General features: G+C 73.3%; 13 protein-coding genes and 1 tRNA gene. 10 read left to right on the top strand and 4 right to left on the bottom strand.

The genetic code is table 11. The features are described 5' to 3' along the window. Nucleotides 1–153 precede the first annotated feature (153 nt). The 4 genes from ACGIF2_RS08845 (at nucleotide 154) to ppk2 (ending at nucleotide 2,438) form a co-directional block, all read left to right on the top strand. The gene (locus tag ACGIF2_RS08845) at nucleotides 154–807 is read left to right on the top strand and encodes a FadR/GntR family transcriptional regulator (RefSeq protein WP_396045611.1); all 654 of its coding nucleotides are present in this window, start codon (nucleotides 154–156) and stop codon (nucleotides 805–807) included. A 69-nt stretch (nucleotides 808–876) separates the two neighbouring features. After that, nucleotides 877–952: transfer RNA gene (locus ACGIF2_RS08840), tRNA-Arg, on the top strand. A 143-nt stretch (nucleotides 953–1,095) separates the two neighbouring features. Then, nucleotides 1,096–1,536 (top strand): DUF2809 domain-containing protein, encoded by a 441-nt coding sequence (locus ACGIF2_RS08835; protein WP_396045609.1) that lies wholly within the window; start codon nucleotides 1,096–1,098, stop codon nucleotides 1,534–1,536. Next, nucleotides 1,533–2,438: a polyphosphate kinase 2 gene (ppk2, locus tag ACGIF2_RS08830; RefSeq protein ID WP_396045607.1), complete on the top strand. Its 906-nt coding sequence runs from the start codon at nucleotides 1,533–1,535 to the stop codon at nucleotides 2,436–2,438. The genes ACGIF2_RS08835 and ppk2 overlap by 4 nt, the downstream gene beginning before the upstream one ends. A gap of 133 nt (nucleotides 2,439–2,571) precedes the next feature. On the opposite strand, the gene ACGIF2_RS08825 is transcribed toward ppk2, so the two are convergent. Beyond that, entirely contained in the window at nucleotides 2,572–3,915 is a 1,344-nt protein-coding gene (locus ACGIF2_RS08825) for a hypothetical protein (protein WP_396045605.1), read from the bottom strand. A 202-nt stretch (nucleotides 3,916–4,117) separates the two neighbouring features. Here ACGIF2_RS08825 and ACGIF2_RS08820 point away from each other — a divergent pair, with 202 nt between their 5' ends. From ACGIF2_RS08820 to ACGIF2_RS08800, 5 genes are all read left to right on the top strand, one after another. Continuing rightward, on the top strand, nucleotides 4,118–5,743 hold the full coding sequence (locus tag ACGIF2_RS08820) for a Na+/H+ antiporter (RefSeq protein WP_396045603.1): 1,626 nt from the start codon (nucleotides 4,118–4,120) through the stop codon (nucleotides 5,741–5,743). Nucleotides 5,744–5,899: 156 nt separating this feature from the next. Continuing rightward, nucleotides 5,900–8,629, top strand: coding sequence for a bifunctional acetaldehyde-CoA/alcohol dehydrogenase (gene adhE, locus ACGIF2_RS08815; RefSeq protein ID WP_396045601.1), 2,730 nt, complete (start codon nucleotides 5,900–5,902; stop codon nucleotides 8,627–8,629). A 130-nt stretch (nucleotides 8,630–8,759) separates the two neighbouring features. Next, complete coding sequence (locus tag ACGIF2_RS08810; protein WP_396045599.1) at nucleotides 8,760–9,284, top strand: hypothetical protein; 525 nt, start codon at nucleotides 8,760–8,762, stop codon at nucleotides 9,282–9,284. Nucleotides 9,285–9,389: 105 nt separating this feature from the next. Continuing rightward, nucleotides 9,390–9,521 carry a molybdopterin oxidoreductase gene (locus ACGIF2_RS08805; RefSeq protein ID WP_396045597.1) on the top strand — a complete coding sequence of 44 codons (132 nt, stop codon included), beginning with the start codon at nucleotides 9,390–9,392 and terminating at the stop codon, nucleotides 9,519–9,521. Nucleotides 9,522–9,563: 42 nt separating this feature from the next. Then, nucleotides 9,564–10,802 carry a pyridoxal phosphate-dependent aminotransferase gene (locus tag ACGIF2_RS08800; protein ID WP_396045595.1) on the top strand — a complete coding sequence of 413 codons (1,239 nt, stop codon included), beginning with the start codon at nucleotides 9,564–9,566 and terminating at the stop codon, nucleotides 10,800–10,802. Nucleotides 10,803–10,849: 47 nt separating this feature from the next. Here ACGIF2_RS08800 and ACGIF2_RS08795 read toward each other — a convergent pair whose 3' ends face one another. Next, complete coding sequence (locus tag ACGIF2_RS08795) at nucleotides 10,850–12,118, bottom strand: multidrug effflux MFS transporter (RefSeq protein ID WP_396045593.1); 1,269 nt, start codon at nucleotides 12,116–12,118, stop codon at nucleotides 10,850–10,852. A gap of 82 nt (nucleotides 12,119–12,200) precedes the next feature. Here ACGIF2_RS08795 and ACGIF2_RS08790 point away from each other — a divergent pair, with 82 nt between their 5' ends. Next, nucleotides 12,201–12,935 (top strand): SOS response-associated peptidase, encoded by a 735-nt coding sequence (locus tag ACGIF2_RS08790; RefSeq protein ID WP_396045591.1) that lies wholly within the window; start codon nucleotides 12,201–12,203, stop codon nucleotides 12,933–12,935. A gap of 12 nt (nucleotides 12,936–12,947) precedes the next feature. Here the strand turns inward: ACGIF2_RS08790 and ACGIF2_RS08785 are convergent, their stop codons facing one another. After that, complete coding sequence (locus tag ACGIF2_RS08785) at nucleotides 12,948–14,024, bottom strand: adenylate cyclase regulatory domain-containing protein (RefSeq protein WP_396045589.1); 1,077 nt, start codon at nucleotides 14,022–14,024, stop codon at nucleotides 12,948–12,950. Between the two features lie 15 nt (nucleotides 14,025–14,039). After that, nucleotides 14,040–14,909: a biotin--[acetyl-CoA-carboxylase] ligase gene (locus tag ACGIF2_RS08780; protein WP_396045587.1), complete on the bottom strand. Its 870-nt coding sequence runs from the start codon at nucleotides 14,907–14,909 to the stop codon at nucleotides 14,040–14,042. Between the last annotated feature and the right edge of the window lie 103 nt (nucleotides 14,910–15,012).

Raw genomic sequence — 15,012 nt, 5'->3', positions numbered from 1 at the left:
CGGCGGTCGCGGGTGCACGCGACCCGCCAGTCATGGGACGTTGGTCTGCCAGGACGCACCGGAGGCGGTGTTGACTGCTGCGACATCGCCCCTGCAAAGGCGCCGGAGCGACGGTCACCCTCAGCGGGCGGCCCTTCGAGGAGGACACAGGTCATGAGCCGACGCACCGGGTTGATCGACAGCGCAGTCGACGGCCTGCGGGAACGCATCATCGCGGGCCGGTGGCCCGTCGGCACCCGCATCCCGCCCGAGCCCGCCCTCGCCGAGCTGCTCGGCGTCGGCCGCAACACCGTGCGCGAGGCCGTCCAGTCGCTCGTGCACGCCGGGCTGCTCGCCCGACGTCAGGGCTCCGGCACCTACGTGCTGTCCACCTCCGAGCTCGCCGTCACGATGGGCCGCCAGATCGCCGACGCCCGCCAGCGCGACGTCGTGGAGGTCCGCCGCTCGCTCGAGGTCGAGGCCGCGCGCCTCGCGGCCCGTCGCCGTACCGCCGCAGACGTCACAGCCCTCCGGCAGCTGCGCGACCAGCGCACCGCCGCCTACGCGCTGGGCGACCTCGACGCGATGGTCGCGTCCGACCTCGCCCTGCACCTCGCGATCGCCCGGGCCGCCCACAACCCCGTGCTGCTGTCGCTCTACGAGAGCCTGCTCGACGCGATCACCGAGAACATCCGCTTCAACTTCGAGCGCCCCGTCGACGACGACCCGGGCCACGACGACCTCGTCGAGTCGATCGTCGACGGCGACGACGTCGCGGCGATGACCGAGGTCGAGACCTACCTCTCGCGGCTCATCGACGTCGGCTGACACCCCCGGCTGGCGGACCCGGGCGCGCGTGCTGGTAGTCTCGTGACCTGCGCCAGTCGTCTGGTGCACGCCCGCGTAGCTCAGTGGATAGAGCGTCTGCCTCCGGAGCAGAAGGTCGAAGGTTCGAGTCCTTTCGCGGGCACCACAGACAAGACCCGGTCCCTCCCAGGTGCCGGGTCTTCGTCGTCTGGTGGTCGCGGACCAGCGGCACGCATGGTGCCTGAGCAGGCCGGCGGCTGATCGCGGTGCCGTCGGACGTGTGCCCGATCGGCCGCCTAGGGTGCAGGGGTGCCGCACCCTCCGCACCGCCGCCTGGTGCTCGTCGCCTTGGTCCCCGTCGTCGTCGCGGCAGGGCTCGGCGTCACGCGGACCGTCGGCGGGCTGCCCGGCGACCTGCTGGGCGGGGTGCTGTACGCGGCGCTCGTGTACATGCTGGTCGGTGCTGTGCGGCCGGCCTGGCGGATTCCGGTCCTGGTCGGTGTCACCTTTGCGATGTGTGCGGTCGTCGAGCTCGCCCAGCTGACCGGGCTCCCGGCGCGTGCGGTCGAGCTGTTCTCCCCCGCCCGGTACGTGCTCGGCACCACGTTCACCGCTCACGACCTGCCCGCGTACGCCGTGGGTGCGCTGCTCAGCGGGGCCGTCGACGTGCTCGCCAGAAGCAACGCGGGCCGGCAGACGTCGCGGATGGCCGCGACGCGGGCTCCCGTCAGCGGTAGTTTCCGAGCATGACGAAGACGTCGGGTGACGGGATCCCAGCCGCGCAGCACAACGGGTCGAAGAAGTCGGCCACGAAGCGGACGGGCAAGCCCGCGCGTCAGCGCAGGATCGCGAACGACGTCTACGAGGCCGAGCTGTTCCGGCTGCAGTCCGAGCTGGTCAAGGTGCAGCAGTGGGCCCGGGCGACGGGGGCGCGGATCGTCGTGATCTTCGAAGGACGGGACGCGGCCGGCAAGGGCGGCACGATCAAGCGGATCACGGAGTACCTGAGCCCCCGGGTCGCGCGCATCGCGGCGCTGCCCACACCCACCGAGCGTGAGCGCACCCAGTGGTACTACCAGCGCTACATCGAGCACCTGCCCGCGGCCGGGGAGATCGTGCTGTTCGACAGGTCCTGGTACAACCGGGCGGGCGTGGAGCGGGTCATGGGTTTCTGCACGCCGCAGGAGTACGCGCAGTTCATGCGCCAGACGCCGATCTTCGAGCAGATGCTCGTCGAGGACGGCATCCTGCTGCGCAAGTACTGGTTCTCGGTGTCCGACGACGAGCAGCTCAAGCGCTTCCGGTCGCGGATGGGCGACCCGGTGCGGCAGTGGAAGCTGAGCCCGATGGACCTCGAGTCGATCCACCGCTGGGAGGACTACTCGCGGGCCAAGGACGAGATGCTGGTGCACACCGATGTGCCGTCGAGCCCGTGGTACGTGGTCGAGTCGGACGTCAAGAAGCACGCCCGGCTCAACATGATCTCGCACCTGCTCTCGACGATCCCGTACACCGACGTGCCGCACGAGAAGGTCGTGCTGCCCGATCGGCCGGCCGCGTCGAGCGGGTACGTGCGGCCGCCGCGCGAGCTGTCGACGTACGTGACCGACCACGTGGCCGAGCTCATGGGCGACCCGGAGCTGTACCGGTGAGACGACCACGGGACGGATCACGGCGGGGCGGTCGCCGTGGTGGCGTGGCTCGGCGCGGTGGCGCTGCTGGTGATCGCGGCCCTGGTCGCCGCAGCCCCGAACCGGGAGACCTGCGACCAATGAGGTGACGCCGTCAGAAGTCGCGCATCTCGCGCCGGCCCGACCGGCGTGCGATCTGCGGCAGGGGCGCGAGCACCTGCGTCTGGTCCGGGCTGCCGAGGTCCGCACGGGGCGCCGCGGCGGGCTCCCGGCCCGGCAGGTCGGCCGTCACGGCCGCCCAGCTCTCGACGGGTCGCGGGGCCGTGGCGTCCCAGCCCGGCTCGGGCTCGGTCACGAGGTCGTCGACCCGGTAGGTCGCGGTCGCGTCCGCGTCGTGGTGCCAGGCGGGCACCGGGACCGAGCGCACCGGCACCGCGGGGACGTCGGCCGAGCGCACCGGGACCGCCGACGATCGCACGGGCTCGGCCGGGGCAGCGACGACGGGCGGCTCGGCCGCCGGCTCCGCGGGGCGCGCGGCTGCCGGCTGCGACCAGCCGAGCAGCGTGTCACGCACCTGCCGGCGCAGCCCGAGCAGCGCGGGGCCGTCGGACGCGCTGAGCAGCACCTGGACCCGCACGTGGTCACCGTGCACGTCGACGACCTGGACGTCGCCCACCCGCCCGTCCCACAGGTCGCACGTGGCCAGCGCACCCGCGACGCGCGCCCGCACGTCGGCTGCGGGGAGATCGCGGTCCAGGTCGAGCTCGACCGTGCCGACCAGGTCGGCACCCTCCCGGCTCACGTTCCGGAACCCGGTGGTCCTGGTCGCCGTGAGCGGCAGCCCGATGCGCCCGGCCTCGTCGGTGCGCACCACGAGGCTCGTGCGACCCACGCGCTCGACCAGCCCCCACCGTCCGTCGACGACGACCACGTCGCCCGGCAGCACGGCATCGGTGGCCACGACCCGCAGACCCGCCACGACCTCGCCGAGCGCCCCCTGGGCGGACGGCACCGCGACGAGCAGCACCAGGCCGACCAGGACGAGCACACCCACCCCGAGCGCGCGGGTGCCCGGCAGCGCGAGGAGCACGGCGACCAGCCCCCCGACGCTGAGCACGCTCGCGGTGACCGTGCGCACGAGCCGCTGCGCGCGGCCCCGCAGCCGGCCGGCCGCGGGGACGTCGTTGGGCTGACCCGCGAGCGCGTGGTCCGCGAGCGCGAGCACGAGCGCGCCGACCAGCCAGGTCACGGCCACGACCACGCCGAGGTGGAGCACGAGCCCGAGCGCGGCCCAGAAGCCCGTGGGCCCGGTCGTCGCGGTGAGCGCACCCCACGACGCGGCGACCACGAGCAGGAGGCGCAGCGGCGGGCGGGCGCCGCGCGCGACGTGGGCCGCGAGCGCGGACCGACGGGCCGACCGGTGGATCACGGTGGAGACGAAGATCTCCGCGACGAAGGCCGCAACCGCGGCGAGCGGGACGGCGAGGAGGGGATGCACGCGCACCAGAGTAGGCACTCCGGGAGCCCGATTAGTCCGGAACCCCCGCGGGCTACCGCTCCGGGGTGCGGGTGGCCGACGCACCGGCGGCTCATCGGTGGGGCACCGCGGCCTCACCGAGGGCTCTCGGCCCCCTCACAGCGACCCGACGTACCGTGAACGCCGACCTGACCCGATCGAAAGGCCGCACCGGATGCACGTGGTGGAGATCCTCGTCCTCGTCGCGGGGGCGGCGCTCCTCACGGCCCTGTGCCGCCAGCGGGGCTGGCCCGCGCCCCTGGTGCTCGTCGCCGCGGGGCTGGTCGTCTCGTTCGTGCCCGGGGTGCCGCGGTTCGTGGTCCACCCGGAGCTCATCCTCGAGCTCGTCCTGCCCCCGCTGCTGTTCTCGGCCGCGCTCACCAGCTCGTACCAGGACTTCCGCCGCTCGCTGAACTCGATCACGCGCCTCGGCGTGGGACTCGTGCTCGTCTCGGCGCTCGCGGTCGCGCTCGTCGCGTGGCTGCTCGTCCCCGACCTGCCGTTCGCCGCCGCGCTCGTGCTCGGTGCCGTCGTCGCTCCCCCGGACGCCGTCGCGGCGGCCGCCGTGGGCCGCCGGCTCGGGCTGCCACGGCGCGTCATGACTCTCCTGACGGGCGAGAGCCTGATCAACGACGCCACGTCGCTCACGCTGTACAAGGTGGCTCTGGCGGGGGTGGCGACGGGGGCGTGGTCGCTCGCCGCCGGGCTCAAGGTGTTCGCCGTCGCGGTGCTCGCGGGCGTGGGCGTCGGGCTCGTGCTGGGGTGGCTGCTGCACCAGCTGCGCATGCGCCTCGACGACCCGGTCGTGGCGTCCGCCATCGGGGTGCTCACGCCGTTCGCGGCGTACTGGTGCGCGGAGGCCATCGAGGGCTCGGGCGTGCTCGCGGTCGTCGCGGCGGGGCTCTTCCTCGCGCACACCTCGCCACGGGCGGGCTACGCGACCCGGCTCTACCAGGAGCCCGTGTGGTCGACCGTCGACCTGCTGCTCGAGGCCTTCACGTTCGCGCTCATCGGCGTGCAGCTCAAGTGGCTCATCGCCGACGTGAACGCGTCCGACCAGGGCCTGGGCCACGCGGTGGTGGTGGCCCTCGTGGTGCTCGCGACGGCGATGCTCGTGCGACCGCTGTACGTGGTCGCGACGTCACGGATGGATCGGGTGCGCATGCGCGGCAGCCACCGGACCGCGGACGACGCGCTCACGGGCAAGGAGTCGCTGGTCGTCTCGTGGGCCGGGATGCGCGGGGTGGTCACGCTCGCGGCGGCCGCGGCGATCCCGGTCGTCCTCGCGGGCGAGGTGTTCCCGGAGCGCGCGACGCTGCAGCTCGTCGCGTACACCGTGGCGATCGGCACGCTGCTGCTGCAGGGCCTCACGCTGCCCTGGGTGATCCGCCGGCTCGGCGTCGGCTCGCAGGCCGAGAAGGAGCGCGACGCGATCCAGGAGGCCCAGGTGCGCCTGGACACGGCCGAGGCCGCGCAGGCGGTCATCGCGCGCCGCCGGCCCGAGATCGCGGCCCGGGTCGGGGACCACGTCGCCGACGAGGTCACGTCTCGTGTGATCACAGCGCTGGGGGTGCGCGCCCAGGCCGCCGCCGCGCTGCTGGACCCGAACCACGACGACGAGCACCCGTCGATCCCCGAGATCGGTCTGCGCCAGCAGGCGCTGCGCCGCGAGGTCATCGCCGCCCAGCGCGACGTCCTCGTGGCGCGCCGCGACTCGGGCGAGCTCGACGAGGTGGTCATGCAACGTGTGCTGCGTGAGCTCGACCTCGAGGAGGAGCGCATGTCGGCGTCGTGGGTCAACCGCCTCTGAACCGCGGCTCTGCGCGAGGCGGGACTGAGCCCAGAGCGAACGCGTCGGCGACACGGGACCTTCGGCACAGGCACATCCGTCCCATGACTTCTACGTTGGATCCAGAGGTCAACGGAGACTTCCATCACTCACCGACGACCGTAGGGAGAACCTCCCGTGAGCACGACCCAGCGCACCGACGCCCCAGTCGACAGTGCCATCGACCAGCTCGTCGCGAACGCCACGAAGGCGCTCGCGGAGTACGCGCGCTTCACGCAGGAAGACGTCGACCACCTCGTCAAGAAGGCCTCGGTCGCCGCGCTCGACAAGCACGGCGAGCTCGCGAAGCACGCCGTCGCCGAGACCGGCCGCGGCGTCTTCGAGGACAAGGCCGTGAAGAACATCTTCGCGTGCGAGCACGTCACCAACTCGATGTCGTCCCTCAAGACCGTCGGCGTGATCCGCCGTGACGACGTCGCCGGGATCATCGAGATCGCCGAGCCCGTCGGCGTGGTCTGCGGCGTCACGCCCGTCACGAACCCGACGTCGACCGCGATCTTCAAGTCGCTCATCGCGCTGAAGACCCGCAACCCGATCATCTTCGCGTTCCACCCGAGCGCGCAGGAGTCCTCGGTCGCCGCGGCCCGCGTGGTCCGCGACGCGGCCGTGGCCGCCGGTGCCCCCGAGCACTGCATCCAGTGGGTCGAGCAGCCCTCGCTCGAGGCGACCGGCAAGCTCATGAACCACCCCGGCGTCGCCCTGATCCTCGCGACCGGCGGCAACGCGATGGTCCGCGCCGCCTACTCGTGCGGCAAGCCGGCCCTCGGCGTCGGTGCGGGCAACGTCCCGGCCTACATCGAGAAGACGGCGAAGCTCAAGCGCGCGGTCAACGACGTGGTGCTCTCCAAGGCGTTCGACAACGGCATGATCTGCGCGTCCGAGCAGGCCGCGATCATCGACACCGAGATCTACGACGAGGCGATGGTCGAGTTCGCCACGCTGCACGCCTACCGCGTGAACAAGAAGGAGAAGGCCCTCCTCGAGAAGTTCATCTTCGGGGTCGAGGCCAAGGGCAAGAACTGCTCCGAGGCCAAGCTCAACGCGTCGGTCGTGGGCCAGACCCCGGCGTGGATCGCCGAGCACGCCGGCTTCACGGTGCCCGCCGACACGTCGATCATCCTCGCCGAGGTCAGCGAGGTCGGTCCGGCCGAGCCGCTCACCCGCGAGAAGCTCTGCCCCGTGCTGGCCGTGCTGAAGGCCACGTCGACCGAGCACGGCATCACGCTCGCCGAGCAGATGGTCGAGTTCGACGGCCTGGGCCACAGCGCCGCGATCCACACGCAGGACGACGCCCTCACCGAGGAGTTCGGCAGCCGCGTCAAGGCCGTCCGCGTGATCGCGAACGCCCCCTCGTCGCTCGGCGGCATCGGCGACATCTACAACGCCTTCATCCCGTCCCTGACCCTCGGCTGCGGCTCCTACGGCCACAACTCGGTCTCGAACAACGTCTCGGCGGTCAACCTGGTGAACATCAAGCGCATCGGCCGGCGCAACAACAACCTGCAGTGGTTCAAGGTCCCGGCCAAGACGTACTTCGAGCCGAACGCCATCCGGTACCTCTCGGACATGGCCGACGTCGAGCGCGTGACCATCGTGACCGACTCGACCATGACGACGCTCGGCTTCGTCGACCGCATCATCGAGGTCCTGAACCGGCGCCCTAACAAGATCGCGCTGCAGATCATCGACCAGGTCGAGCCCGAGCCGAGCGTGCGCACCGTCCAGGCGGGCGCCGCGCAGATGCGTCACTTCCGGCCCGACACGATCATCGCGCTGGGCGGCGGCTCGCCCATGGACGCCGCGAAGGTCATGTGGCTGCTGTACGAGCACCCCGAGATCGTCTTCTCGGACCTCAAGCAGAAGTTCTTCGACGTCCGCAAGCGCGCGTTCAAGTTCCCGGTGCTGGGCGAGCTCGCCAAGCTGGTGTGCATCCCGACCACGTCCGGCACGGGCGCCGAGGTCACGCCGTTCGCTGTCATCTCCGACCCCGACGCGGGCAAGAAGTACCCCCTCGCGGACTACGCGCTCACGCCGACCGTCGCGATCATCGACCCGGTGCTGACCGCGAAGATGCCGCGCTCGCTCGCCGCCGACTCGGGCTTCGACGCCCTGACGCACGCCACCGAGGCGTACGTGAGCGTGTACGCGAACGACTTCACGGACGGCATGGCCCTGCAGGCCATCCGGCTCATCTTCGACAACCTGGCCGCGAGCGTGAACGGCGAGCCCGGCACCCCGGAGACGGCCGAGGCACGCGAGAAGATGCACAACGCGGGCACGATCGCCGGCATGGCGTTCGGCAACGCGTTCCTGGGCATCGTGCACGCCATGGCCCACGTGGTCGGATCGACGTTCCACCTGGTGCACGGCCGCACGAACGCGACCCTGCTGCCGCACGTCATCCGCTACAACGGCACCATCCCGACCAAGCTCACGAGCTGGCCGAAGTACGAGCACTACGTCGCCCCCGAGCGCTTCCAGCAGATCGCCAAGATGCTGGGTCTGCCGGCCGAGACGCCCGAGCAGGGTGTCGAGTCCTACGCGCTCGCGATCGAGTCGCTGCGTGCGAAGGTCGGCATCCCGGCGTCGTTCCAGGCGCAGGGTGTCGACGAGCAGGAGTTCATCGGTCGCCTCGACGAGGTCGCGATGGGCGCCTACGAGGACCAGTGCGCACCCGCCAACCCGCGGATGCCGATGCTGGCCGACATGAAGGACATCATGACCGCGGCCTACTACGGCACGTCGCTGCAGGACGTGCGCAGCCGCGCCGGGCAGCAGGGCGTGACGAGTGACGCGCCTGCCGAGGCCCCCGAGACGGAGGACGGCACGGTCGTCGCCACCTCCTGACCCCTCGGTCGCTGCTCGACGAGCGCCCCGTCCGCCACGTGCGGGCGGGGCGCTCTCGCGTCCGGTTCGTCCTGGACGCCCGCAGCGTCCAGACTGGTGGGCGTCCGTCCCGACAGCCTGAGGAGACGTCGTGCGCAACCCGTCCCTGTCCCGCCCGTTCGCCCTGGTCGTCTCGGTCGTGCTCGCGGCGGGGCTGGTCGGCTGCTCCGACTCGTCCGACGGCGGCGGGAGCACGAGCTCGGGGGTGCGTTCGGCCCTCGAGTCCGCGAAGGAGTCCGCGAAGGCGTCCGCGAGCAACTTCACGGACGCGGTCGAGCAGGCCCGTACCGACCTCGACAAGGCACGTCAGGCCGTATCGGACGCGAAGGCGCAGCTGGGCGAGGTGAGCGACTCGGCCCGCGCCACGGTCGATGCGGCTGTCACCGGGGTGAGCACGGCCCTCGACCAGGCGAGCTCCGCGCTCGACCAGGCGACCGCCGACGGCAGCGCGGCCGACGACCAGCTCGCAGCGGCCGAGCAGGCGCTCGCCGACGCCGACGCCAAGCTCGCAGACGCGAAGGCCTCGGCCGGGAGCGCCGCCCAGGGCGCGCTCGACGAGCTCTCGGCCCAGGTCGAGGCGCTGCGCCAGAAGGTCGAAGAGGCCCAGGGCTCGTAGAGCGGCCTGTGCCGACCGGGCTCGCCCTTGCGCGGCGAACGGGTGAATCGGCGCCGTCCGCGGCCCGAACCTTGTCCCGGGCCGTCGCGCTGCCGATGAGGGGGCATGGCGAACCACCCGGCAGGGCGCACCGCACGACGGCTGCACGTCGAGTGGTGGGTGCTGGCCGCGTGGGCGTCGCTCGGGCTGCTCGTGCTCGCCGGCCTCGTGGCCGCCGCCGGCTTCGGCCCGGCCTGACACGGTCGGGCCCCGGCAGCGTGCCCGGCCTATCCTCGCGGCATGACGCACCGCACCCGGACCAGGACCGACCGGTGGCGTGACGTCGCCCGGGCGACGGGGCTGCTCGACGCCGACGGCACGACCCGCCCCACGATCTTCGCGGAGATGTCCGCGCTCGCCGCGCGCACGGGCGCGGTCAACCTGGGCCAGGGTTTCCCAGACGTCGACGGTCCGGCGTCGGTGGCCCGCGTGGCGGCCGACGCCGTGCTCGGCGGGGACAACCAGTACCCGCCCGGGCCCGGCATCCCCGCGCTGCGTGAGGCCGTCGCGGACCACCAGCTGCGGCGCTACGGCATCCTGCTCGACCCCGACCGCGAGGTGCTCGTGACCGCGGGCGCGACCGAGGCGATCGCCGCCGCCGTGCTCGCCCTGGCCGGCCCGGGCGACGAGGTGCTCGTTCTCGAGCCGTTCTACGACGCGTACGCCGCCGTCATCGCGATGTCGGGCGCGACCCGCACGAGCGCCCCGCTGCGGGCCACGCCCGACGGGTTCCGCCTCGACGCGGACGCGCTCGCGGCGGCCTTCAGCGACCGCACCCGCATCGTGCTGCTCAACACCCCGCACAACCCCACCGGGGCCGTGCTCACGCGCGAGGAGCTGGCCGTGGTGGCTGCGCTCGCCGAGCGCCACGATGCGCTGGTGGTCGCGGACGAGGTGTACGAGCACCTGGTGCTCGACGCGGACCGCTCGCACGTGCCGATCGCGACGCTGCCGGGGATGGCTGGCCGCACGCTCACCGTGTCCTCGGCGGGCAAGACGTTCTCGTTCACCGGCTGGAAGATCGGGTGGATCAGCGGGCCCGCGCACCTGGTCGACGCGGTGCGCACCGTCAAGCAGTTCCTCACGTACGTCAACGGTGCACCCTTCCAGCCCGCGATCGCGTTCGCGCTGCGCGACGAGGGCGTCGCCCGGTGGGTCGAGGAGCACGTCGCGTCGCTGGCCCGGCGCCGCGACCTGCTGTGCGAGGGCCTGGCCGCGGCGGGCTTCGCGGTGGCCCGCCCGCACGGCACCTACTTCGTGCTGGCCGACGGCGCGCCGCTGGGCTTCGACGACGGCGTCCAGCTCTGCCGTGAGCTCCCGGCCCTGGCCGGTGTGGTGGGCGTCCCGGTGCGGGCGTTCACGCAGCCCGGGTCGGTCGCGGACCAGCAGCTGGGCTCGTGGGTGCGGTTCACGTTCGTCAAGCGCGAGGACGTGCTGGTCGAGGCCGTGTCCCGGCTGCGGACGCTCCGGCCCGCGTAGCGCCCGACCCCGGCCGCGCCCGCCCGTCCGTCCGTCAGGCCCGCCGGTCAGGTGGTCCAGCCGCCCGAACGGTACGCGGGGGTGGCCAGCGCGAGGACGAGGAACGCGGCGGTCGCGGCACCGGCCATGACCGTCGCCATCGCGAGCGCGTCGCCGCCCAGCACGCCGACCAGCGGGCTCACGATCCCCGAGATGCCGGCCTGGAGCGCCCCGATGCACGCGGCCGCGGTGCCGGCCATCTGCCCGTGCCGACCGAGCGCGATCGCCGAGGCGTTGGGCGGGGCGACGTTGACGAGCGCGAGCAGCAGCCACAGCACCACGAGCAGCGCGGGCAGGCCGCCCGCGCCGGTGAGCGCGAGCGCGAGCAGCACGAGCGTGAGCAGCACCGAGATCGGCATCACGATCCGCATGATGCGGACGGGGGCGTAGCGGCGCACGAGCGCGGCGTTGACCTGCGCACCAGCGACGAGGCCGATGCCGTTGACCGCGAACAGCAGGGCGAACTGGGTGGTGCTCATCCCGTAGCCGACCTGGAGCACGAACGGGGATCCCACCACGTAGCTCATGAGCACGGCGACGCCGAGCCCGGGGAGCACGGCGAGCGCGACGAAGTGCCGGTCCCGCAGCAGCCGGCCGTAGCCCGCGAGCGCGGTGCGGATCCCGCCCTCGCGTCGGCGCTCGGGGGGCAGCGTCTCGGGCATGCGGCGCCACACGACGACCCACAGGCCCGCACCGAACACCCCGAGCGCGACGAAGACCCCGCGCCAGCCGGCCTGCCCGGCGATGAGCCCACCCACCGAGGGGGCGAACAGCGGGGCGACGCCGATCACGAGCATGAGGCGGGACAGCAGCCGGGACGCGTCGGAGCCGACGAAGCGGTCGCGGATCACGGCCATCGCGACGACCGACGCCGACGCGTTGAAGAACCCCTGCAGCACGCGCAGGACGATGAGCGGGACGATGCCGGGGGCGACCGCGCACAGCAGCGACGTGAGGATGTGCAGCGCGACCCCGATGAGCACGGGCCGGCGACGGCCGAACCGGTCCGACAGCGGCCCGATCACGAGCTGACCGACGGCGCCGCCGATGAGCATTCCCGTCATGGTCAGCTGGACGGCGGTCGCGCTCGTGCCGAGGTCGCGGGCGACGTCGGGCAGCGAGGGCAGGTAGATGTCGGTCGAGACCGCGGGCAGCGCGCACATCGCACCGAGCAGCAGCACGTACCTGGCGTCGGGGACGTAGGTCGGCGCGGTGGCCGGACCGGTTCCGCCGGAGGCGGGGGCGAGCTGTGCGTGGGGCTGGGGGCGCGAGGTCATCGGCGCCGATGCTGCCATCGTCCGGCAGGCGGGCGCGAACCGATTCGATGCCCCTGTGGGTGCCGTCCGTCACACTGGGGTCATGTGTGGTCGATATGCCTCGTTCCGCGGCCTGCAGGACCTCGAGGACGAGTTCCGCATCGCCGAGGTGGCCGACGACGTGCGGCTGCTGCCCGCGTCCTGGAACGTCGCCCCGACCGACCCGGTGCGCATGGTCGTCGAGCGCGCCGACCGTGGCACGGGTGAGATCACCCGCCAGCTGCAGGCCGCGCGCTGGGGACTGGTGCCGTCGTGGGCCAAGGACCCCTCGATCGGGGCCCGCATGATCAACGCCCGCGCCGAGACGCTGCTCGACAAGGGTGCCTACCGCAAGGCGTTCGGCGTGCGCCGCGCGCTGCTGCCCGCCGACGGGTACTACGAGTGGCAGCGTCCCGGCCCCGGCGCGCTGACCAAGGCCAAGCAGCCGTACTTCATCCACCCGGCGGGCGACGGCCCGCTGGCCCTCGCTGGCCTCTACGAGTTCTGGCGCGACCCGTCCAAGGCCGCCGACGACCCCGCGCGCTGGCTCGTGACCACGACCGTCGTCACGACCGACGCGCGCGAGCCGCTCGCGCACATCCACGACCGCCAGCCGCTCATGCTGCGGCCCGACGCGTGGGACGCCTGGCTCGACCCGGCCACCGGGGCCGACGCCGCAGCCGACCTGCTGCGCGCCCCGGCTCCCGAGCTGGTCGCGACCCCGGTCTCGACCCGGGTCAACAAGGTCGCCAACAACGACCCCGACCTCGTCACCCCCGAACCGCCGCCGGCGGGCTGACGCCGGGTCCGTTCAGGCCGTGCGCAGCAGCACCGGCGCCACCGGGCCGAGCCCGGCGAGGTCACGCTCAGGCTGCGGCTCGCACACGAGCCTCGGGTTGCGCGCGAGCAGCTCGGCTGTCGTCGCGTCGGTCAGCACCGTGCTCGGGTCGGCGATGTCGGTGAGCCGGGCGGCCAGGTTGACCGGCGGCCCGAACACGTCGCCGAACCGGGACAGCACGCGCCCCCAGACGAATCCGACCCGCACGGGCGTGACCCCCCGGGCCCCCTCGGCCAGCCCGCCCGCCTCGCGCTCGCGCTCCACGTCCAGGTCGCCGCCGAGCACCCGGGCGAGGCCCAGTGCGACCCGCGCCCCCGTGGTCACGTCGTCCGCGACGAACAGCACCGCGTCGCCGATGGTCTTCACGACGCGCCCGCCGGCCGACGTCACGACGTCGCGCGCGGCCGTCTCGAAGCGCTGCACGAACTCCGACAGGTCGGTCGAGCCCAGGCCCGCGGTGCGCCGCGTGAACGAGACCATGTCGGCGAACCCGACCGCCCGCGCGAGCGGCAGCGCCCCCGGGTCGGGCCGTTCGGTGCGCTGATGGCCGAACTCGGCGGCCAGCCGTCCGGAGATCGCCGCGAGCTGGCGGCGCCACGCGTGCACGAGCTGCGACTCGAGCAGCGGCGCGAGGTCGGCGATCCGGTCGAGCACGAGCAGCCGGGCGCTCGTGTCGTCGAGCTCGTAACGGCGCGACAGGTCCTCGACGAGGGCCTCGACCTGCCACAGCGCGAGCCTGTCGGCCGTGTGCCCGAGCGCGCGGGTGAGCGAGATGGCGGTGCGCTCGTCGACACCGTGCTCGCGGCGCAGGTCGACCCAGCGGCGCACGGCCGCGGCGTCCAGAGAGGTGAACACGAGCTCGTCGGCGTCCGGCTGGGGCAGCCCGAGGGTCCGCCAGTACAGCCGCACCAGGTCGAGCGAGGTCCCTGCCTGCTCGGCGAGGTCGCGCAGCGTCAGCGTCCGCGCGCCGCCCAGCAGCGAGTCGTCGAGGTCGGCCAGGGTCGAGCGGTCATCCGACGTCGGGTGTGCTCCGTGCTCGTCGTCCGCCACGCTCCCGAGCGTAGATCACCCGGCCGCCCGCACGTGGCGCACGTCACCCGCGAGCACGTGGTGCTCGGCGCCCATGTCGTCCACGACCACCAGCGCCCCCTCGTCGTCGAGGCGCCGCGCGGTGCCGAGGATCTCTCCCCCGCCGGGCAGCTCGACGCGCACGCGGGTGCCGAGCGTCGCGCACACGGCGGCGACCTCGTCCGCGATGCCCGACCCGACGGGGTCCGCTCCGTGCGCGCGCCACCGGTCGAGGACCTCGGCGAGAGACGTCACGAGCGCCACGAGCAGCAGCTCACGGTCGGGGTCGACCGCCCCGGCCCGGGCGAGCGAGGTCGCGCTCGGCACCGGCAGCTCGGCGGGCGTCTGCGAGACGTTGATGCCGATCCCCACCACGACGACGTCCCCCTCCTCGGTGCGCACGAGCTCGGTCAGCACCCCGCCCACCTTGCGCAGCGGCCCCCAGCCGGCGACCTCGGTGCCGTCCACCGCCGGCAGCATCAGATCGTTGGGCCACTTGAGCGCGGCCGGCACGCCCGCGGTGGCCCGCAGCGCGTGGACCGCGCCCAGGCCCGCGACGAGCGGCAGCCAGCCGTAGGACGCGGGGGGCGTCTGCGGCCGCAGCGCGAAGGACATCGTCAGCGACGAGCGGGCAGGGGTCTCCCACGAGCGGCCGGCCCGGCCCCGGCCCACCGACTGGTGGTCGGCGACGAGCAGGCTCGCGTCGGGCCACGCCGCCGGGTCGGCCTGCACGGCCGCGACCAGGTCGGAGTTCGTCGAGCCGGTGCGCTCGACCAGCTCGACCCGGGCGAGCGGGCCGGCGGGGGCGAGCAGGAGGTCGCGCAGGACGGAGGCGCGCAGCGCCGGGCGGTCGGTCACGTCGGACATCGAGCCATCATCGCCCGCCAGGGCCCTCGCGCACACCCCGTCCGAGGACGGTGCGACCACCCGCGGGCCGGGCCGCCCGGGGTGCTTGTCGGAACCCCACGAC

The organism is Cellulomonas sp. P22 (assembly GCF_044392165.1).
The sequence above is the reverse complement of the archived record's forward strand: the minus strand, read 5'-3'. Positions and strand labels throughout refer to the sequence as shown.